This is a genomic window from Vibrio kyushuensis, assembly GCF_050337325.1.
GTDB classification, from domain to species: Bacteria; Pseudomonadota; Gammaproteobacteria; order Enterobacterales; family Vibrionaceae; genus Vibrio; species Vibrio kyushuensis.
Genome location: NZ_JAKJSV010000002.1, coordinates 1,212,117 through 1,230,417 on the forward strand (window position 1 = coordinate 1,212,117; position 18,301 = coordinate 1,230,417).

Sequence of the window (18,301 nt, forward strand, 5' to 3'; positions counted from 1 at the left end):
TCGCTTATTTGCTACTGAATAGATTGCCCACTGCGTTTTGCACGGCCACTTCCATTCGTTTCTGTTCTCGTTTGTCTAGCCAAACGGCTCTGGCTAGGTTTTGTAAATCATCATCTTCAAGGGGCAAGTAATATCGTCGCAGGGTGAACGCTTGCTCAATGCCGTTTTGGTCAAGTCGTTCAACCCGCTCGGTTAGTTTTTTAGCGTAATGGTGATGTCACCTTTGGCTTTATTGCTGACCGTTTGGTATAGCTCCATGATCAAACCCGGAACTGAATCTAACAGCAGAGCGAGGTTGTCTTTGTTTTCTGCATCGACACTTCGCATTAAGTAAGTTCGGGCAGGCACCACTTTGTTTTCCATCGTCATTTCGTTGATATAGTTATTGGCCGCCATCACATCAGGCGTGAAGGTGAAATCAATGCCTGCGATTTCAGCTTTTACAGGTTCGGCAGTGAACAGTGGTTTACTCATGGTCTTGTCCTTTTGTGTTTGTTGGCTTACTTGCTTCATGCTGAGCGCGCCATTGAAAATATTCTTCTGGTTGAGCTGCGCATTCACTCAGCGCGGCTTTTAATTTGGGTATGTCTTCAGTAACCACTTCGGGCCAAGTGCCAAGAACGGTGGGTTTGTCACACGGAACGATTAACCCCGCAGGCGGCAGTTTCACGATCACGTGGGTTTCCACTGCGTCAATACCGTTGCTGCAACCGCTCAGTAACATCAATGGGAATATCACATTCAATGTTTTCCATTTGTTGTTCCAGCAGCTGAATTTCATCGCGTAACACCTTCTTAGCTATTAAACTTTTCCGCTTGCGGTCTATCAGCAAACGGTTGATGTATTCGTTATCAGCGGTAAGCGCATCAATGGTGGCTTGACTGACTTGATTGGCGTTGAGTGCGTTAGCCAGTTCTTGCTTGGCTGTTTCAAGCTTCGACTCTGCACTTTCTCGCTTTGCTTCTGCGGTGATCATTAATAGCCACAAGGCGAAAAACGCGACAGCAATCAGAGCGAACGCGCCCCACTTCACCCACTTAATCGATTTGAAGGCAGCGATCATGTTCAAGCCCTCGTCTGGTGATGAGTCCGGGCAGCTTCACGCCTCCGCCATACACCCACCTTGGCAATTGGTCACACGCGCTTTGAAAGTCACCGGCTAGAATATGACGATAAATTTTGGTGCTCGTGTGGTTTGGGTTTCGTCTAAATCGGGTGCAGCCCGTATTGAAGGCGAACGAGGTGAACGCATCAAACTGCCCTTGATTCATGCTTTTACCAGAAGTTAGTTCTGCTTTGGTAATACACCGTTCTGCGCTTTGAATATTGGCAACCCAATCCATGGCAACCTGTTCTAGCGTTGCGGTTTCTTCTGGCGAAAAATGGGTGTTGCCAATGCCGTTAGTCACCAAACCTGCAGGGCAAACATAGGGGCTTAATCGGCACCCTTCTGCATTGCCAATAATCTCTAGGGCGATTGGGCTAACACGTAACGTTGTCACTACACTGTGATTGATTTCCACTTCGCCAATTGGCTGAGTGCTTTGGCTTAAGGTTGTCCCGCCAGTAACTAGGCCAATGACCGCAGCAACAGAACAAACAATTTTTTTAGTCCGTTTCATTGATGGTCACTCCTTTCTCGGCAGCAATCTTTTGCATTTGGCGTTTGTGCCAAACGTTCAGTGCAAGGGCAATCACACCGATCAGCAATGAGAGAATGAAATACCACTGCTCAAACGTGAGGTTGCTCATGGTCATGCCAAGCAAGCTCATGCAGTAGGCAATGGCGTTGGTAAGTTTGTCGAACCAATCTCTAATCATAAAAGCCCCTTATCTGCCAATACTTGGCAATCAATGCAGTATTGGCAGCCTTGGCTTGCTTCTCTTCGTGCTTTGGGGATTTGCTCGCCACACTCAAGGCAATCTTGGGCGCTCTCTTTGGCTCTCCCTTTGCCATAGGGATTTGCTTTGGCGAGCTGGGTATCCAGTGCTACTTTTGTGAACTTGGCTTCTAATCCGCTAGCGTGGTCGAGTAAATCTGGCATCGTCTTTCCTTATCTTTGCCTATCTGCTTTTTTAACGCTTAAAGCGCTAAGTCCGTTAAAGCAGATGGCGTGTATCGGTTGCACTGAGTACGGGTACACCGTTGATCTTCACAAACAGTGGGCTTGTCACTAAGCCTTTGAGTTTCACCATGGATTTGTCGGTGCTTGATGGGTCAATGTTGAGTAAGTCTTCAACCAGCCACTTCACACCAAAGAATTCGCACTTCTGCTCTTCGTCTCCTGTGTTGGCGTAACACATCAGATCATCCAGTGGTAAATCGCTGTAACTGCCTGCTTTTTTGGCGGCATCGTGAACCACACGGTTAAACGTTTTTACATCAATTTCCGCTTCCACTTCACAGCTCATCGAACCTTGCGTGTATCCATCGGGCACACCACCTGACGTTGCAACTTCACTGCTGTTAGTGATGTTTGCCGTCAGCGTTCCAACGTGTACGAAGGCACCGAGTAAATTTGTATCAAAGCTGCGGCCTGAAATTCTTCGAGTGCTCATTATGCGTACTCCCCTTGTTTAAGGCTGATGGCAATCGTGATCTTCACTGGGCATTCATAAGGCTGAACGCTCATGTAAATCTCGACTTCTTCACTGGTCACCCACTTAATGGAAATGGAATCTTCATCTGGCGGATAGATTTCACCTGGCGTGCCTGTTAGTGCCATGCGTCTAAGGTCTTGAGAAAAGAAACTTTTGGCAGCCTCGGTTGATGCAGGCGTGGAATTGAAAGTGCGATCACCAATTCGGGCGATACCGCGAACACGAACAAAGCGAGCGGCTTTCATGGCCACGCGAATATGGCGAACATCGTGATAGTCGCTCCCCGGAACTGACAATGTGTTACCTGTTGTCCAGTACTGCCCCGGATAATCTGGGTAATCCATTGGGCATGAGAATCGTGAAGCTTCGAGGGCTTTTAATTGGGATAGTTGTAGCGTATTGCCTACTTTGTCAGTCATGAATGCGCTTCTTCCAAGCACACTGCCTGATTTTACTCGTGCAGGGGAATCGGCAATGCTCACTTCACCATTGGCAAGGCGGCCTGCGTATTTGCCAAGAGTATCGAGTTCTTCATGAACGTTAGGCACCACGGTGATGTATTCACTGGCAATGTCAGTAACAATGGCAACACAGGCCGCCACGTATTCGTCCCACGTTTGCCCTGCTGATGGGTCGTTGTTGATTTTCGGTACGGCCATCATCACGAAGGTTTCGCGGCCAAGTACGTTCTTCAACTCATGACGCAGCGCAATAGCGTCTTCTAACATGGCTTTGTCAGTGGCATCGTTGTTGATCACCATGCCTTCAAAGCTTGCTACCTCGTTGGCTTTTTTCACCGCGTCTTGCCAGTTGTCGCCTTGGTCTAAAATGAGTACGCCTGCCGTCCAATTTTGTTTGGCATTTAGCTGCGCAGCTTCACACACAGCAAGGTATTGAGGGGCAGCTTTATCGAGTACTTCATCGAGCTTGGTGGTTGAATCGACTAGGTAAAGTGGGCGGTTTTCACCTGTGACCGTTCCATAACCGACAAACAGGAAGCGATTGTCTATCGTAGGAAGCGGCCCATTCATAAGGTCTTCAATTTTTATGGTAACGGTTGGCCATGCCATGGTTACTACTCCTGTTTGGGTTTACTTATTTCTTATTTCGTTTCAGTTCGCGCTTAATCATCATTGCCACTCGTTTGGGGCTAATGCCGATCAACTGTCGTTCTGGTCTTCCTACTTGCCAATCACGTGCTGGGCTTTTGTTTTCCAGCGCTTGAATCCTTTTTGCCGCTTCGCCAAGGGTCATATGTTCGGTTACCCATTTGAGCGTTGGCTTTCTGCCTCGTTTCTGTCGCCCTTCTGGCTCTAACCTAAACCCAAGATCACGCAGCTGTTTGGCTTGGTCACGGGTCGCTTTGTCATCTTTACTTGGCTCTTTGTCTCGTTTGGCTTGACGCTTTCGCTTACTCAAACCACTTTTTTCGGCAATGCCTCTGTGATGCTGAGCAGCAACAATGCCCCTTTCGCTTGGCCAACCAACGAACAAATCACGGTTGCTGTTTCGTTGAAAATGTTTGACCTTTCTGGTGAACCCTAGAAGTATTTTCTTACGACCTTTTTTTCGTTTTTTCCAAGCTGTTCCGTCTGGGTTCTTTTGCGCTCGAATGTTCTTTTTGGTCTGCTTGCTGATGGCAGCGCCTAATTTCTTCAGCAGGCGAAAACGGGTTTTCTTGTCGAGCATCAGCAAATCAATTTGCTCTTTGGATCTTAGAAAGCTGCGTTCGTCAGCGTTAACTTGGAGCATGGCCAATCACTTTGTCTTTTAAGATCACAACGTCACGCAGTTTGGTTGCTGTCCATATGTCGTATTCTTCAATTCGGTACTGTTTGCCACGCCAGTGAATTGGCCCTTGTGGGTCTTCAATCACTTTAACGGGTTCTTCAAAGACGATTTCAATCAACACTTCTGCGCTGTCGCTATCACTGATATTCACATCGGTTTCAGGATCACCCAGGTCGCTTAGCTGCTCATCGCGGTCTTGGTCGTTATCCATTAACCAAGCGGCTACATTGGCGAACAAAATTGCAGGGCTGTATTGCTGAAAGGGCAAGCGTTCTATGTAAAGTTCTGCGGTGTAGCGCTGAATCATCAACTGCATGCATTGGTTGCCCATGTTTTTGGGCGTGAGTATCAACTGCACGTTGGTCATTTCTGCCGTCAGCCGCTTAGAAATCCGCTCACCTAATCGCGCTTTCAAAAATTCAGTTAGGTCACGCAACTTGTAGCCTTCTTCGTATTGGGTGATTTCATCTTGCTGGCTCATATAAGCGCCACGCTTGAACGGCCTTTGCCGTACATGTTGCGAATAATACGAGTACATTCAGAAAGCAGTTCTTCTTTGGTTTCTGGGGCACGTTCGGCTAGGTTGTCACCCTCTTTGCGTGTGGTGACGGTTGAGAAATCTGGCAGTAAGTCGGCTTTGGCTCTGGCGAATACAGCGGCTTCGTATTGAATGACGACTTGGTTTTTCAAATCGATCATTGGATAAGCCGGTATGTCTGCGGCTTTATCATGCCCAAGGTCGATGTATTTTTGTTTGAGGTCTTCTAAATCGATGTTGCACGATGAAATGGCGTTCGCTAGGGCAATGGCAATGCGTTCTTGGTCTTGGGCAGGCGGTGTGCCGCGTCTGCGTTCGAAATCACCCGCGTTCATATCAGGCCAAAACCCATCATTGGTAATGACGGTGTCTTGATAGTCTTTGGTTCCACCTGTGAACATTGCCGTTTCCTTATGCTTGAATAAAAAGCCTCTAGCCACTGGGTCGATGGGTTAACAACTTGCTTTCTCTTAGAAAAGTTAAAAAGCGGTTGCACCCTCGCCAGCCGAGGCCGACGGCGTAGGAGTCAGTAAAACTCTTAGAGGTTTGTCCCCTCTTCCAAAGCGCGAATACGGGCTTTGATATCTTTTAATTTGGTGCCAACACCCGCTTTCGGGTTTTTGTTTTCAGCTTTAATCAGCAGGGCTTGTGCTTTTTGAAGTGTTTCTACTTCACCCACATGACTGGCTTTCACATCACCCTCTTCATTGGTGATCAGTGCGTAGCCTGCGAACTTTAGCCATTTGGCGTGCAGCTTTTCATTCACTACCCATGTGCTTTCAATCTTCTCAAGCACATCAGAGAAATACGGTTCAACGCTGTTGCCTGACGATTGGGTTTGCTCTGCCCATTCCAAAACGGCATCAGCACACACTTCTGGCCACTTGCGTTTGAAGTTGTCTGGGGTTGGTATGCCTTTTTCGATGGCGGTTACACACCAATCAATGGCAAGTCCAAGTTCTTCTACATCAAACAACCAAACAATCAGATCACTGAACATTGGGTTTTGATACGTTTCGTCGGCTTCCAAATAGGCTTCAACCATTGGCTGATACTTGGGAATAAGTACCGAGCGTTTGTGTTCTATTTTCTGAGCTCTAGAATCAAACTCTTTGAGTGCCAGTTTGTCTTGTTCAAACTCCACTAGTGCTATGTGTAAGCTGTCGGCAGAAGCCGCAAGCACAGGGCTTGCAGCATCTGATTGGTCAGCCGTGGGTTCATTGCGAGCCACTCGAAGTAAGATGGCATCACGTTGTCGTTTCAGTGGGCTTCCCATGACTTACTCCTAAGGTGTTGGCTCAATGACGGTGACCGTTTCAATGGCTGCGAACTTCTTCAAGTTCCCCACCGCATAGCCTTCCATACGAATGTGGTTTTGAACAAAACGAAGTTCGTCATCATCATTTTTTTGGCGACGTTGCTGAGTACCTTGCTGGGTCAGAATTTGCAGGTTCTTTAAGGTAGTTACCCACAATTGCGTGCCTTTGAAAAACGGTGGCGTATACGCTTTACGGCCTGCAATGGTTTTAGCCAAAGACTGAGCCGCTTTGTGCTCGGTTGGTTTGTCTGCAGATTCAAGCAAGCGATGCTGCTCAGCAGACACAAGATCATGGCCGACAAGCACAACAAGGTCAGAGTCATTGACGTGTTCAGGAGCGATGGTGGTGTTAATCAAGTCTTGAACTAACGAGTCTAAGTTCTTGTATGAGTTAGCTGTCACACCCGAAGGATCGAGATCTGCAGATGCTAATACTTGAGCTGCTGCTTTCTCTTTAACAATGGTTAACCATCCCTTGTTAACGTCTTGCCCTAATGGATTAGCAATGGGGTTTGTGGTTGCGGCGATTGATGTACCGTTAAAACCAACTCGCAGCATATCGAGAGCAAACCGACGAGAAATGGCATTTTGCATCATTTTTAGCCATTCGCCTTTGCCACCTGAGTTCGCCCACTGGGTCATGGTTTCCCATAAGATGTGCGCACCCGAATCTGTTTTGGTGAGTTCGTAAGTATTTCCACTTTGTCCCATTTCGGTACTGAAGCGCCCCGTTGCCGCTCGACCAGTGGAAAGCGCATCGTCACCCACATCGACCACTTGACCTTTGATTTGCAGAACAGGCAGCAACGAGACCATGCCAAGGAACGCATGCGAATGCATGATTGCTTGGCGCAGCTTGGTTTCCATTGGTGGCGTAATATTGAAGGCTTTAGCGCCAGCCGTTGCACCTGCTGCTTCTACAGTTGCCGTGCAAAACTCTTGAAGGTATTTGGTAGAAATTGCATTTAACATTTAAAATACCCCTTTGCTTGAGAATGTTTCGCTATTGCCCGATGCGTCTGGGCGTTGGTCTGGTGCTTCACCGTTCGCGAGGGCATTGAATTTAGTTTCAAGCTCTGCCAGTTTTTCGGTTACAGACGTTAACTGCTCGGTTAGTTCAGCAGAGAACTGTTCAACCGTTGCGCCTTCTGGTTTCACTTCTGGCGATGTCGATTCACCACGTTCTTGCTGAGAGAACTCTTGTTTAAGTTCGTCCGTCAGCTCTTGTTTTAGCTCGCCTTTGAAAACGCTAAACTGCGCTTGCAAGGCTGCCTTGAGTTGCTCTTCGGTCACATCGGTGTCCTCTGCTATTGATGGAGTTTCTGGCTCTTCATCGCCAGAAGAGAAAAAGTCGTTGAAGGCCGCGAAAAAACGGTCTTTACGGGTAAAGCATTCATCTAGGTCTAATTCTTCTAAATGACTGCATTCGAGTTTTGTGGTGTTGCCTTCTTGGCTTGAAAATTCGAGGATTGAAGTACCAGAAGAAGCTGGGGAGTCAGTCACAGCTAGGCCCTTCAAGTAACATCGCCCCTCGCCCCGATAGTCGAGAATGAGTTCAACAGAAGTGAATAACTTCTGACCGAGTTTATTTGCATCCAGTAAAAATTGGTTTGGCTGTAGCTTAGCGAGCAAGCGCTTTTTGCCATCTATATCTTCAGCTTTTAGCTCAACGACTCGCCCCCAGTTATCTCCGAAACCACCGAAACGTCGGTGTTCAGGCCAAATCATTGCGATTCGTTCCTTTTCGGAATAGTTTCCCGCTGCCTGCTCTAGCCACTCACCTTCAATCTTTCGCCCATCAATCGTTGGCCCTTCGGTAGCAATAATCTTCCAATCACTGATTTTTGGCATTGGGATACCTATCCTTTACCTTTCGCATTAAAGCTAAATTGCTATTCAAATCGTTCGTGTAAAGCAAACATACGCTTATAAATGGTGCGTTTCACTGGGTTTTGTTCGGGTCAATTCGGATATAAGTCAAAACCGAATTGGTCAGAACTTTTCCTTGTGAATGAGTGTGTTATCAGAGCGTATAGTGCGTTTATGGCATATTCAGAACTCACTATAGAGGGCGCGAAACAGCTTTATGTTCGCGGTGTTCCTCCTAAAGAAATTGCACAGCAGCTTGAGATAAACAGCGAGCGCATTATTTACACTTGGGCGAAAAAGCACGGGTGGGCGCTGTTGCTTGATGAGCTTTCGATTGAACAGATGGTTAACCGTCGATTGGCGGTGTTGATTGATAAGGATGAGAAAACCGATCAGCAGTTAAAGGAACTCGACAGGCTTGTTGATCACCATGTTCGTTTGCTTAAAGCCAATGCTGAAGCCAAAGCCAAGGTTGAACGAACTGCCCAACGCGATTTTGATGAGCCAAGCAGTCAAAACAATAGCCGTGAAGGCAATAAAGGCCGTAACCGTTCTGGCAATAAGCGCAAAAGTAATAAGAAGATAAAGAACAACATCAACGAGCTCACGGAGGAGAGCTTTGCTGATTGGCACAATTCGCTTTATGCCTTCCAAAAGGTAATGCGCGAAAACCTTCATCAGCGTATTCGTAATATTTTAAAGTCTCGCCAAATTGGTGCGACTTACTATTTTTCAGGTGAAGCATTAGAGAACGCGATCCTAACTGGTGACGATCAGCTGTTTCTTTCGGCTTCTCGCGCTCAAGCTGAGGTTTTCCGCACTTACATTATTAAGATCGCCAAAGAGTTTTGGGACATTGAATTAACAGGTAACCCAATCGTTCTTTCAAATGGCGCTCACCTTCGCTTCCTTTCTACCAATGGCAAAACGGCCCAATCGTATTCTGGCCACCTTTATACTGATGAATATTTCTGGATAGGCAATTTTGCAGAAGTTAAGAAAGTCTCTTCTGCTATTGCCACGCACAGCAAATGGCGCAGAACGTACTTTTCCACCCCATCGAGTAAAACCCACCCGGCTTACACGTTTTGGACGGGCGACGAGTGGAAGAACGGTAAAGAGACTCGTAAGAATATTGAGTTTCCAACCTTCGATGAATTTCGAGATGGCGGCAGAGTTTGCCCTGATAAGCAATGGCGTTACGTCGTCACGATGGAAGATGCGGTCAAACTTGGGTTTGATTTAGCGAATATTGAAGATCTTCGCGATGAGTACAGCGAAGCAGATTTCAAAAACTTGTTTATGTGCATCTTTGTTGATGGCGCAAATTCTATCTTCGCCTTTAACAAGGTCACCAAGTGCATGGTGGAATCGGCACATTGGCAAGATTTCAAACCGAAATCGAAACGTCCTTTTGGCAACCGTGAAGTGTGGCTGGGCTATGACCCATCACGAACCCGTGATAATGCGTGTTTGGTTGTGGTTGCTCCGCCCGCTTTACCCGGTGAAAAATTCCGTGTGCTTGAAAAGCATTATTGGAAGGGGCTGAACTTTCAGTATCAAGCCAAGCAAATTGGTGAAGTGTTCAAGCGTTACAACGTGAGTTACTTAGGCGTTGATGTCACGGGCATTGGTAAAGGTGTGTTTGATTTATTGAAGAAGCAGCACCCACGTGAAGCGGTTGATATTCATTATTCTCTGGAAAATAAAAACCGCCTGGTTATGAAGATGATTGATGTGATCGACGATGGCCGTTTGCAGTTTGATGCCGAACACAACGATATGGCCATGGCGTTTATGGCCATTAAGCGAGTAGCGACAAATTCAGGCAACAGCATGACATTCAAAGCAGACCGCAGTGAATTGGTGGGTCATGCTGATGCGTTTTGGGCGTTGTCTCATGCACTTTTGAATGAACCTTTAGATCACGCAAACCCGACGAAATCAAAATACGTTTTTGGCTCTCACTAATTGAGTGCGAATAAGCGCAATAACAATGGACAGCAAGATGACTGAATTAACGACAACAGATGAGCACAAACAGACGGAAAGCAGCGAAAGCAAATCGACGTGCTTTTCGTTTGATAACCCACAGGTGATTGATTCGTCGTCTTGGCTGACGAATTATTGTGAACTGTTTTATAACGATATGGATGATTACTGGGAACCCCCTATTTCGTTAAAGGGACTTGCTGATATTTCCAACGCGAATGGGCACCATGGTTCGCTGTTAAAAGCGCGTTCTAATTATGTGTCTGGTCGGTTTGTTCAAGGTGGCGGCATGTCACCTGATCAGGTTAACCGCGCCAGTTGGGATTATTTCGGCTTTGGTCATTTTGGTTTTCTTAAAATTCGCAACCGGCTCGGTACGGTGATTGGTTTAGCGCCCTTGCCAATGATGCACATGCGAAAGCGTAAGAACGGTGACTTTGTGCAGCTGCTTCGTGATAACGAGCAAAAGGTGTTTAAAGCGAATGATGTGATTTTTGCAGGCCAGTATGACCCGCAACAGCAAATTTATGGTTTGCCTGATTATTTGGGCAGTTTACAAAGTGCTTTGCTCAATCAAGATGCCACCTTGTTTCGTCGCGCTTATTACAAGAATGGCGCCCATATGGGTTACATCTTCTACACCACAGACCCGAACTTGAGTGATGAAGACGATGAACGCATGCAACAGGCGCTGAAAGGCGCCAAAGGCCCCGGTAATTTCCGTTCGATGTACATTAATATTCCCGGTGGTAAAGAGAAAGGCGTTCAGATCATTCCTGTGGGGGACATTGCCACCAAAGATGACTTTGAACGGGTGAAGAACATCACCACACAAGACGTGTTTGCTGGGCATCGTTTTCCTGCAGGCATGGGGGGCATGATGCCACAAGTGGGTGCTAACATGCCCGACCCCATTAAGGTCAGCACGGTTTACGATAAATATGAAGTTGTGCCCGTGTGTGAGGTTTTCATGCGAGCCGTGAACAATGACGCTGAAATACCCAAACACCTGCATTTGGAGTTTGATACGGTGGTTGGGTATGGGGGGGGTAGCGAACCTATTATGGATTACTGACTCAGATTTGGGTAAATAGATCTATAATTATTAATTAAAACAAGTTTTGGATCACAAACCCCGTACTATTTAGCATTATAGGAATAATTAATCACCTAATACCCTTACTATTATTGTCATATATCTCCTTGTAAGTACAATGTCCCCAACTCAATTGCAAATGTGAAATATATGTTGTCCTATCGTAAAGAGCTTGACGGTCTTCGAGCGCTAGCTGTAATAGCTGTAATTATCTATCATGCCAACTTGGATCTTTTTGGGGTCCAAATATTCAAGGGCGGATTTTTCGGTGTTGATGTTTTCTTCGTTATTTCGGGGTATTTGATTACAGGGATAATACGTAATCAAATGGATAACGGTAGATTCTCTTTTAGAGACTTTTACTGGAGAAGAGCAAAGAGAATCGTACCAGTTTACTTTTTTGTATTGATTGTAACCTTGTTGGGAGCTTATCTCCTTTACGACACTACTTCTTGGAACGAATTCTCTGCTAGTTTAAGAAGTTCATTATTTTTTGTGTCTAATGAATACTTTTCAAATCAAGATGGGTATTTTTCCAATAATGACCGGGAAGTTTTACTGCACACATGGAGTTTATCTGTTGAGTGGCAGTTCTACTTAATATTCCCAATAATATTTTACATAACAAATAAGATACTCCCAAAATACACATTCAGTATTATATTAGCAACATCTTTAATTAGCTTTATATTTTCATACTCAATGATATTTATTTTTGGTAACGTTGATTTCGCTTTTTATTCATTATCTACCAGGTGGTGGGAAATGTCTGTAGGGTCATTGCTAGCATATAGCAACAGAGGGGTCATTCAGGAAAAACTTGAAAACTCCAATATAGCAGAAAGTATTATGATGCTTTCAATGTGCATGTTAATGTTTGCAATGGTTTTCATAGATTCAAATATTCCCCACCCTAATTTCTATGCTTTATTGGTCGTAATTTCAACTGGATCTTATATTGTATTTTCAAAAGAGGGTGAGCTTGTTACTGACATATTTAGCTTAAAACCAATAGTATTCTTGGGAACTATATCCTATGGAATGTACCTCTGGCACCAACCTATATATGTATTTTTTCGAACATTAAAATATGATCAGATGCGTAATGAGCAATTCTTGTTACTATTGGCAATTACGATCTCACTTTCATACCTAACATTTAAATTAATAGAATCCCCATTTAGGAAAGCTCTAAATAGAAAAACCACTATAACAAGTATCTTATTAACTTTCATCTTAATTTATAGTGCTACTTACTTAAAGAAAGAAAGCCCAATTCATTATAACGATGTTTCTTTTGGTGGTCACATAGCTAAACATAAGAATGGAAGTAGTTGCCATTCTTTGATCTCTACAGGATTATATTGCCACTTTAACCAAGGGGCGAAAAACACTATAGTTACATTAGGCGATAGCCACTTAGGTGCTTTGCTTGGTAGTTTAAAAACTTATATCGATAAAAATAAAAACGTAGCTTGGATTGATTTATCATCAGGAGGATTATACCCTTTTTATGTATTCTGGCCTGAAGACCGTAACGATTATAAGAGCTATAGCTCAACATCGTCCAATATTATTAACACATTGAATGGTCTCAACTTGGATAATACAACCATCTTATATGGACAGTATATGGTTGGCCAGTTACACCTTTCAAAATCGACCGGCATGAATAAATCACAGACAAAAGAGATGATAATTGATGATTTACAGGATCTACAAAGACGCGCAGACAAGTTAATTCTTGTTTATCAAACTCCAGACTTCCCTATTTTCAGTAAAGATTTGGCAATGAGGGAAGTAAGAAAAGAATGGACACCTTGGCAAAAAGAAAATGTGTATTTAAACTTAGAAAACAAAATAAATCGTCAGGAATTCATTGAATTTGCAATGGAAAGTTATGAAGTTTTAGATAGCATTAAAGGAGAGAACGTCATTCGTATTTACCCTGAAGAGGCCCTGTGTGACAAGGATTATTGTTATGCAAAAAGAAAAGGTGACCGCATTGATGTGTATGATAGTTCTCATGCGTCCATCCACGGGGCTAAAAAGGTATTTAGTCTTATACAACCACATTTGCCATAAACTTTTTTGTATGCATTATGACAGTAATATTGGTTAACAAAAGGCTGTAATAACAGCCTTTTCTTTATCCTATAAATCTATTTTACTGAAGATCTTTGGGACAAAACACGGCTTTTTGTTAGGTCATAAATACCGTGGGTTCGGCTTCTGCGGCCATTTCGATGATGGAGTGAATGGCCTGCCGCTGTGAGGTGTTGATTTCACCTTCGTAGTTCGCGATCACCATATTCATTAGCTTCAAACCAATGGCTTTTTGCCTAGCGGTAGCTTCGCTTTGGGCCATTCCATCGATAATAATCCCTAACGCTTGCTGTAATTCATTCTCATTTTTCAACAACATAACACCCCCAAACCAAATAACCCCACAAGACTACTGTATGTGCATACAGTGATCCACAGGTATTTTACTGGGTAATGAATGCTGAGAGGTAACTCACTAACTTGTGAGATTGCTAATGAAGCGTGCCATGTTGGATACATTGCCAGTTCGATAACTGTACAAATATACAGTTATTTTGTATTCTGGAAGGGTCAGTCGTTTACAGCTAGGTTTATAATTATGCGCATAATTTGCAATGAATGTGGGGCAAAAGCCCGTATTCAAAAGACGAACCGTATCTCCCCTTCTCATTCCGATTCTTACTGCTCATGCACCGACCCAGAATGTGGCCATACTTTTGTTATGAACATCAGTTATAGCCATACTTTAAGCCCCTCGGCCAAAACAACTTCGCAAATGGCGTTGTTGTTGGTCAAAGCGTTGCCGCCAGAACAGCGAGCCGAACTGAAACAGCAGCTTTCTATGGTTTGAGTTCTCTTACTCAAAAAATGCACTCTTTGAATGGCACTGAGCGCAGAATTTGTTCACCTACTCGCTGCACTTTATTTATCGCCTTTAGGCTGAATAGAGAGGTCATAGGCGAACGTGTCGAATAGTGGGCAAGTTGAACAGTCCCAATTGGAATGATAGTAGCTGGTGTTTATGTACCTTGGAAAAAATAGGTCTCAATCCCGGCAATGGATTTTGCTGGGCACAGATAGGTTAGCTGATGTGATCTATAATAGTAAATTGACGAGAAGAGCCGATGAAAGGCGATATTTGAGGATATTTAGGTGTGTAATTAATTGACGAGGGCGTCATAATGAACGAGAATTGTACTTAACTGGTACGCAGAGCGTACAACTATATACAAAAAGAAGCAGCTTTGCTGCAAGGAAATGCCAAATGAAAACCGTAAGTAAATCGCCAAGACATATTGTCTTCACGGATGCTGAACGTATGCTGGCTTTCAACACATTAGAGCAATCTCGCGCACGCCGTGAGAAATCACCTCGAAAGAAAAGGGATGTAAAATCAAATGAAGCTCAAGGTTGTCGTTGATAAAGACTTAACACCACTAAATCAGCACCAAACACTACTTAGAGACGAATTTGAGACTTATAAGCAAATAAGCTTAGAGCGAGCTTCCAATAACTTCATTACTCCATCTGTTGGTGAACAGATGGCTATGCCTTCAGATCACCCTTCTTTTGGTCGAGACACTGAATTTGAAAGACCAGAGCAACTTATTAACGACATTCATAGATATCGTCTGACAAAAGTTCACGTTGATACGAGGAAAGCTTGGACACTGCATAAAAAGCAATGGAATTGTACAAGCAATGAAAGTATTGTTTATTCTGGCTTTATTACACCGAATAATACTTACATATTCGTTATTATCGAATTTCTCATCTCCGTCAATGCAGCTGGCCCTAACACTTATGATGCACATGAAAGTTATACAGCTCAAGATGTTGATGATTATTTAGACATTGCAGCTGAGAACGAAGAAGAAATTCTAGCAGATTCAGCATCAAAAACTGACTAATTGACCGCCAACATTGGTAAATTTTCATTATCAATACATTTTCCAATTCACACCAACGTCTAGTCATCCACATATCCAAACACCGAAAGCTCAGGCTGTTGGTAATTATCCTGTGCTAACGGCTGGTAATGACTCCCCACTACTGGAATGGGCACAATCTCCCCCAACCAACTCAAATCGGGTTTGTGTTTGGTGTGATAAACAAGGTTATCTGGCGTTCTATCGGTTTCACCTTGCCGCAGCTTGATGGATTTCTCTTTTGAAAGTGAAATCCAATGGCCTTTGAAGAGATCTTCTCTAAAGCTATCGTCTAATTCGTACTCATCAATTAACCGACTTATCTCATTTTCAATGAGCGGGCTTAACTCCCGACCTGGTACGGATTTTTCAGGCTCCGTACAGTTATTGACAGAACTCCGAGAGGCATCAGAGATGCCATGTAGATCAAGAGCACTCCCTTCGACTTCGGTACGCGGTACAAAGGTTGTCACTCTCTTCTTGAATTTCCATGTTGAAGGGCAAGAGCCTTGCTTGTCGAACTCGTAAGTCACCTGCTTTTCAGTGTCGTCTTTTTGAGGCTTCTTCTTACCAATCGTCCATGTTTTAGTTCTTGTCTTCACTAGTACGCCAGACGCGTCAAAGCCTTCTAACTTACGAACATCTTCACCATGCGGAGAGGCAAACGGCAGCACTTCATAGCTGTTTCTAATCAGCAGTTCTTCACGCGCTACAAATGGGCCACCCTGCCCCATTATGTAGCCTTGCCAATCTCCGTGATCAGCTGCTTTTAGAGTGTCGGTGATGCTGCCATCGTCTGATTTGAAACGAGCTTGGTAGTTATTACCGATCACTTCCATCAGCTCTAGGTTAGTTAGGTTCTTTGCGGGTTTAACGGGGCCAATCAGTTGGCAATGAATTATGTCATAAAGGCAGATGAGATCAGCACGCGTTTGCATGAACACGTATTCCATAAACGCTTTCTTGTTCTGGTTGGCGAACCTGCGTAGTTCACGGTAAGTCGTAACCGGTGCGCCACCAAAGAACTGAAACTGGCGAATGGCCCATCGTGACTTCCATGCACTTACGTTCTTGGCCATCTCGCTTACGGGCTTGCATGTTTCATCCGACACTTCACCGTCCATGGCGTAGCCATCAATGTTCTTTGAAATGTATTTTGCGATGTACCCTGTTGCTGTCCCTTTCTCTTTATCGATGTAACCAAAGTCACAACGGGCGCGGTAATCTAACGGGCCCACATAAGGGGCTTTACGAAATGGTTTCTGCTTCTCTTTCTCAAACTCTGGGTGCAGTTCGGCTCTGTCTTCTTTCGTGGCGTATGAGATAAAGATTTCACGCACTGCATTTACCTCTTCAGGCTTTACCCAAATCAGTAGATGCCAGTGCGGTGTGCCATCGTGATGTGGCTCGGCAACACGAACACCAAACCAACGAATACCATCACGGCCTAATTTAGAACGAATCCTTTTCCATACATCGTTGAGGTAAGCCTGCGCTTCTCTAGGGCTTGAACCATTCCAGTGATTAATGAAACCGCCCTTTTTATAGCTGTTGTGATAAGCCGCTGGCGTGGTGAGAGTGAGAAACAAACCTTGCAAGCCCAGCTCGTTTCCGATGTCTTCGCAGCCACGACAGCGAACCATTAATTCATGGCGACGAATGGCTGGGTTCGACACGCTTTTCAACACCATGTCTTGCAGTTCCGCTTCTTCTCCCGTCTCTTCATCGGTCAGCAACATATTTTGAATCGCTTCCCAGTTTCGTTTCTGCTGCTCTTTGTGTTCGCGGATGCAATCCCAACTGGCATAAGCAGACGCTTTTGAACTGACTTGCCCAACGGCAATGGCTAAATGTTCACGCATGATTTTTCGGCAACGAACCAAACGGCCAAGCCACCACTTTTCATCAATCATTCGGGATACATCCTGCGCAGAAGAAAGTGGCGTTTGCTTCTTATATTTACGTGGAGCTTTTATGCCAAAGGTGGACGTTATGAATACGGCAATATCTTCATAAGTGAGTAGCATGCTCTCGTCTATCTCATCGTCTGTCTCTGCTTGGTACTTCATTCCGCACACTTTCAAACGGTATTCATTCACCAAATCAGCGATTTTAGATGCCATGAGTTTGAGTTCATCTTGCTCTAGCTCTGCGAGTAACCGGTTCGTGACTGGCTTGCGGGTTTTCTCGGCTTGTTCGAAGTTGAACGATTGCTGCTTGTTTGGGTTAGCGTATTCAAAGTCGTTTTGGTCAGTGCCGTGCTTTTCGTCAACATAAGCTTCACTGAGCAAAGCGACCTTTTGAGTCGTGGGAAGTGTTTTGTATTTGGCGAGAACCCTGCGAACGCGATCAACGGCAGGCTGCATTTTTTCACGAAGGTAGATATTCGCTTTGGCGTAACCCTGCTTTTCACCTATGGTGATGTATCGCTTAGCAAAGTATTTACCAAGATAGATAGGCAAGTTGGCAAAGAACTTCTTTCGCCATTCGTGATCACGTGGGTTTGCATCAAGCAGATCACGTTCAAGGAAGTTAACGTTATCGGGTTCGATGCTGGCAGGCATATAACCATGAGGAATACACGCAAAATGAGAATCAATTGGCTGCGTGTATCCCCATTTTCTATTTACGGGTATATAGTAGTTATGAATCAAATTGCTCATTTATATAATTCACTATTAGAGGTTACTGTTCTTATGAAGACAAAACTAATAAACCCTGACAACAAACTACCAATTGATGACCAGATCGCCCATTGGCTGAAGTACAATGAAGATGAAATAGATGGTCCTGAATACCGTGCAGCAATTGTAGGCGCAAACAAGAAAACAGAATATAGAACTATCTCTGTTGGCGGCTTGGGACAGCTAGTTAAGCTAACTAATGCCCTTGGCAAGTTTGATTTATATGACCTACTCAAAGAGAGTGGCCCAGTGAAAGGATTTGATTCTGTTTTCGCTCTAAAAGAAAAAGCTTAAGATCGTTGTAAAACCTCTCTTCATCTCCAGTTTCAATAGATCGGACTGCAGCCTTTAAAACATAGGGTTCTATCTCGCTAGGAATCCTATGTTTTCCTATTTTAACTGTGAACTTTTGGGCCAAATTTAACACATCATTATTG

The 18,301-nt window shown here is 44.5% G+C and carries 24 protein-coding genes; 7 read left to right on the forward strand and 17 right to left on the reverse strand.

Annotated features, from left to right (window positions below; genetic code table 11):
• Positions 1 to 4: 4 nt before the first annotated feature.
• The 15 genes from L4D20_RS05335 to L4D20_RS05405 all read right to left on the reverse strand — a co-directional run bounded on the left by L4D20_RS05335 (position 5) and on the right by L4D20_RS05405 (position 8,100).
• The gene (locus L4D20_RS05335; protein ID WP_428800765.1) at positions 5 to 160 is read right to left on the reverse strand and encodes a DUF6890 family protein; all 156 of its coding nucleotides are present in this window, start codon (positions 158 to 160) and stop codon (positions 5 to 7) included.
• Positions 161 to 192: 32 nt separating this feature from the next.
• The gene (locus L4D20_RS05340) at positions 193 to 474 is read right to left on the reverse strand and encodes a putative phage tail assembly chaperone (RefSeq protein WP_428800505.1); all 282 of its coding nucleotides are present in this window, start codon (positions 472 to 474) and stop codon (positions 193 to 195) included.
• On the reverse strand, positions 467 to 676 hold the full coding sequence (gene lysC, locus L4D20_RS05345; protein WP_428800506.1) for an Rz1-like lysis system protein LysC: 210 nt from the start codon (positions 674 to 676) through the stop codon (positions 467 to 469). The genes L4D20_RS05340 and lysC overlap by 8 nt, the downstream gene beginning before the upstream one ends.
• A gap of 16 nt (positions 677 to 692) precedes the next feature.
• A complete protein-coding gene (locus tag L4D20_RS05350; protein WP_428800507.1) occupies positions 693 to 1,064 on the reverse strand; it encodes a hypothetical protein in 372 nt (123 codons plus the stop codon).
• Positions 1,039 to 1,623, reverse strand: coding sequence for a lysozyme (locus tag L4D20_RS05355; RefSeq protein WP_428800508.1), 585 nt, complete (start codon positions 1,621 to 1,623; stop codon positions 1,039 to 1,041). The genes L4D20_RS05350 and L4D20_RS05355 overlap by 26 nt, the downstream gene beginning before the upstream one ends.
• Positions 1,610 to 1,822, reverse strand: a complete 213-nt coding sequence (locus tag L4D20_RS05360) for a hypothetical protein (protein ID WP_428800509.1) — start codon at positions 1,820 to 1,822, stop codon at positions 1,610 to 1,612. Before L4D20_RS05360 ends, L4D20_RS05355 begins: the two co-directional genes overlap by 14 nt.
• Positions 1,819 to 2,046: a TraR/DksA C4-type zinc finger protein gene (locus tag L4D20_RS05365; protein WP_428800510.1), complete on the reverse strand. Its 228-nt coding sequence runs from the start codon at positions 2,044 to 2,046 to the stop codon at positions 1,819 to 1,821. Before L4D20_RS05365 ends, L4D20_RS05360 begins: the two co-directional genes overlap by 4 nt.
• Positions 2,047 to 2,101: 55 nt before the next feature.
• Positions 2,102 to 2,560 (reverse strand): phage protein, encoded by a 459-nt coding sequence (locus tag L4D20_RS05370; protein ID WP_428800511.1) that lies wholly within the window; start codon positions 2,558 to 2,560, stop codon positions 2,102 to 2,104.
• Complete coding sequence (locus tag L4D20_RS05375) at positions 2,560 to 3,672, reverse strand: DUF2586 domain-containing protein (protein ID WP_428800512.1); 1,113 nt, start codon at positions 3,670 to 3,672, stop codon at positions 2,560 to 2,562. The genes L4D20_RS05370 and L4D20_RS05375 overlap by 1 nt, the downstream gene beginning before the upstream one ends.
• A 25-nt stretch (positions 3,673 to 3,697) precedes the next feature.
• Positions 3,698 to 4,354 carry a phage virion morphogenesis protein gene (locus L4D20_RS05380; RefSeq protein WP_428800513.1) on the reverse strand — a complete coding sequence of 219 codons (657 nt, stop codon included), beginning with the start codon at positions 4,352 to 4,354 and terminating at the stop codon, positions 3,698 to 3,700.
• Positions 4,341 to 4,874 (reverse strand): phage tail protein, encoded by a 534-nt coding sequence (locus L4D20_RS05385; protein WP_428800514.1) that lies wholly within the window; start codon positions 4,872 to 4,874, stop codon positions 4,341 to 4,343. The genes L4D20_RS05380 and L4D20_RS05385 overlap by 14 nt, the downstream gene beginning before the upstream one ends.
• Complete coding sequence (locus L4D20_RS05390; protein WP_428800515.1) at positions 4,871 to 5,332, reverse strand: head completion/stabilization protein; 462 nt, start codon at positions 5,330 to 5,332, stop codon at positions 4,871 to 4,873. The genes L4D20_RS05385 and L4D20_RS05390 overlap by 4 nt, the downstream gene beginning before the upstream one ends.
• Positions 5,333 to 5,469: 137 nt before the next feature.
• Complete coding sequence (gpM, locus tag L4D20_RS05395; protein ID WP_428800516.1) at positions 5,470 to 6,207, reverse strand: phage terminase small subunit; 738 nt, start codon at positions 6,205 to 6,207, stop codon at positions 5,470 to 5,472.
• Between the two features lie 9 nt (positions 6,208 to 6,216).
• Positions 6,217 to 7,221: a phage major capsid protein, P2 family gene (locus L4D20_RS05400; protein ID WP_428800517.1), complete on the reverse strand. Its 1,005-nt coding sequence runs from the start codon at positions 7,219 to 7,221 to the stop codon at positions 6,217 to 6,219.
• On the reverse strand, positions 7,222 to 8,100 hold the full coding sequence (locus tag L4D20_RS05405) for a GPO family capsid scaffolding protein (RefSeq protein WP_428800518.1): 879 nt from the start codon (positions 8,098 to 8,100) through the stop codon (positions 7,222 to 7,224).
• Between the two features lie 192 nt (positions 8,101 to 8,292).
• Here L4D20_RS05405 and L4D20_RS05410 point away from each other — a divergent pair, with 192 nt between their 5' ends.
• From L4D20_RS05410 to L4D20_RS05420, 3 genes are all read left to right on the forward strand, one after another.
• On the forward strand, positions 8,293 to 10,089 hold the full coding sequence (locus tag L4D20_RS05410) for a terminase large subunit domain-containing protein (RefSeq protein ID WP_428800519.1): 1,797 nt from the start codon (positions 8,293 to 8,295) through the stop codon (positions 10,087 to 10,089).
• Between the two features lie 37 nt (positions 10,090 to 10,126).
• Positions 10,127 to 11,185: a phage portal protein gene (locus L4D20_RS05415; protein WP_428800766.1), complete on the forward strand. Its 1,059-nt coding sequence runs from the start codon at positions 10,127 to 10,129 to the stop codon at positions 11,183 to 11,185.
• Between the two features lie 171 nt (positions 11,186 to 11,356).
• Positions 11,357 to 13,291: an acyltransferase family protein gene (locus L4D20_RS05420; protein WP_428800520.1), complete on the forward strand. Its 1,935-nt coding sequence runs from the start codon at positions 11,357 to 11,359 to the stop codon at positions 13,289 to 13,291.
• A gap of 118 nt (positions 13,292 to 13,409) precedes the next feature.
• Here L4D20_RS05420 and L4D20_RS05425 read toward each other — a convergent pair whose 3' ends face one another.
• A complete protein-coding gene (locus tag L4D20_RS05425) occupies positions 13,410 to 13,631 on the reverse strand; it encodes a hypothetical protein (protein ID WP_428800521.1) in 222 nt (73 codons plus the stop codon).
• A 219-nt stretch (positions 13,632 to 13,850) separates the two neighbouring features.
• On the opposite strand from L4D20_RS05425, the gene L4D20_RS05430 reads away from it, so the two are divergent.
• The 3 genes from L4D20_RS05430 (at position 13,851) to L4D20_RS05440 (ending at position 15,162) form a co-directional block, all read left to right on the forward strand.
• Positions 13,851 to 14,102, forward strand: coding sequence for an Ogr/Delta-like zinc finger protein (locus L4D20_RS05430; protein WP_428800522.1), 252 nt, complete (start codon positions 13,851 to 13,853; stop codon positions 14,100 to 14,102).
• A 414-nt stretch (positions 14,103 to 14,516) separates the two neighbouring features.
• A complete protein-coding gene (locus tag L4D20_RS05435; protein ID WP_428800523.1) occupies positions 14,517 to 14,672 on the forward strand; it encodes a hypothetical protein in 156 nt (51 codons plus the stop codon).
• Positions 14,650 to 15,162 (forward strand): type II toxin-antitoxin system YafO family toxin, encoded by a 513-nt coding sequence (locus L4D20_RS05440; RefSeq protein WP_428800524.1) that lies wholly within the window; start codon positions 14,650 to 14,652, stop codon positions 15,160 to 15,162. Before L4D20_RS05435 ends, L4D20_RS05440 begins: the two co-directional genes overlap by 23 nt.
• Before the next feature lie 59 nt (positions 15,163 to 15,221).
• On the opposite strand, the gene L4D20_RS05445 is transcribed toward L4D20_RS05440, so the two are convergent.
• The gene (locus L4D20_RS05445; protein ID WP_428800525.1) at positions 15,222 to 17,843 is read right to left on the reverse strand and encodes a replication endonuclease; all 2,622 of its coding nucleotides are present in this window, start codon (positions 17,841 to 17,843) and stop codon (positions 15,222 to 15,224) included.
• A 33-nt stretch (positions 17,844 to 17,876) separates the two neighbouring features.
• Between L4D20_RS05445 and L4D20_RS05450 the strand changes: the two genes are divergently transcribed.
• Positions 17,877 to 18,158, forward strand: a complete 282-nt coding sequence (locus tag L4D20_RS05450) for a hypothetical protein (RefSeq protein WP_428800526.1) — start codon at positions 17,877 to 17,879, stop codon at positions 18,156 to 18,158.
• The last annotated feature ends 143 nt before the right edge of the window (positions 18,159 to 18,301 follow it).

Coding starts and splice junctions, on each gene's coding strand:
- L4D20_RS05340 (WP_428800505.1), bottom strand. CDS start 474: ATGAGTAAACCACTGTTCACTGCCGAACCTGTAAAAGCTGAAATCGCA.
- L4D20_RS05350 (WP_428800507.1), bottom strand. CDS start 1,064: ATGATCGCTGCCTTCAAATCGATTAAGTGGGTGAAGTGGGGCGCGTTC.
- L4D20_RS05355 (WP_428800508.1), bottom strand. CDS start 1,623: ATGAAACGGACTAAAAAAATTGTTTGTTCTGTTGCTGCGGTCATTGGC.
- L4D20_RS05360 (WP_428800509.1), bottom strand. CDS start 1,822: ATGATTAGAGATTGGTTCGACAAACTTACCAACGCCATTGCCTACTGC.
- L4D20_RS05365 (WP_428800510.1), bottom strand. CDS start 2,046: ATGCCAGATTTACTCGACCACGCTAGCGGATTAGAAGCCAAGTTCACA.
- L4D20_RS05370 (WP_428800511.1), bottom strand. CDS start 2,560: ATGAGCACTCGAAGAATTTCAGGCCGCAGCTTTGATACAAATTTACTC.
- L4D20_RS05375 (WP_428800512.1), bottom strand. CDS start 3,672: ATGGCATGGCCAACCGTTACCATAAAAATTGAAGACCTTATGAATGGG.
- L4D20_RS05380 (WP_428800513.1), bottom strand. CDS start 4,354: ATGCTCCAAGTTAACGCTGACGAACGCAGCTTTCTAAGATCCAAAGAG.
- L4D20_RS05385 (WP_428800514.1), bottom strand. CDS start 4,874: ATGAGCCAGCAAGATGAAATCACCCAATACGAAGAAGGCTACAAGTTG.
- L4D20_RS05390 (WP_428800515.1), bottom strand. CDS start 5,332: ATGTTCACAGGTGGAACCAAAGACTATCAAGACACCGTCATTACCAAT.
- gpM (WP_428800516.1), bottom strand. CDS start 6,207: ATGGGAAGCCCACTGAAACGACAACGTGATGCCATCTTACTTCGAGTG.
- L4D20_RS05400 (WP_428800517.1), bottom strand. CDS start 7,221: ATGTTAAATGCAATTTCTACCAAATACCTTCAAGAGTTTTGCACGGCA.
- L4D20_RS05405 (WP_428800518.1), bottom strand. CDS start 8,100: ATGCCAAAAATCAGTGATTGGAAGATTATTGCTACCGAAGGGCCAACG.
- L4D20_RS05410 (WP_428800519.1), top strand. CDS start 8,293: ATGGCATATTCAGAACTCACTATAGAGGGCGCGAAACAGCTTTATGTT.
- L4D20_RS05415 (WP_428800766.1), top strand. CDS start 10,127: ATGACTGAATTAACGACAACAGATGAGCACAAACAGACGGAAAGCAGC.
- L4D20_RS05420 (WP_428800520.1), top strand. CDS start 11,357: ATGTTGTCCTATCGTAAAGAGCTTGACGGTCTTCGAGCGCTAGCTGTA.
- L4D20_RS05425 (WP_428800521.1), bottom strand. CDS start 13,631: ATGTTGTTGAAAAATGAGAATGAATTACAGCAAGCGTTAGGGATTATT.
- L4D20_RS05430 (WP_428800522.1), top strand. CDS start 13,851: ATGCGCATAATTTGCAATGAATGTGGGGCAAAAGCCCGTATTCAAAAG.
- L4D20_RS05435 (WP_428800523.1), top strand. CDS start 14,517: ATGAAAACCGTAAGTAAATCGCCAAGACATATTGTCTTCACGGATGCT.
- L4D20_RS05440 (WP_428800524.1), top strand. CDS start 14,650: ATGAAGCTCAAGGTTGTCGTTGATAAAGACTTAACACCACTAAATCAG.
- L4D20_RS05445 (WP_428800525.1), bottom strand. CDS start 17,843: ATGAGCAATTTGATTCATAACTACTATATACCCGTAAATAGAAAATGG.
- L4D20_RS05450 (WP_428800526.1), top strand. CDS start 17,877: ATGAAGACAAAACTAATAAACCCTGACAACAAACTACCAATTGATGAC.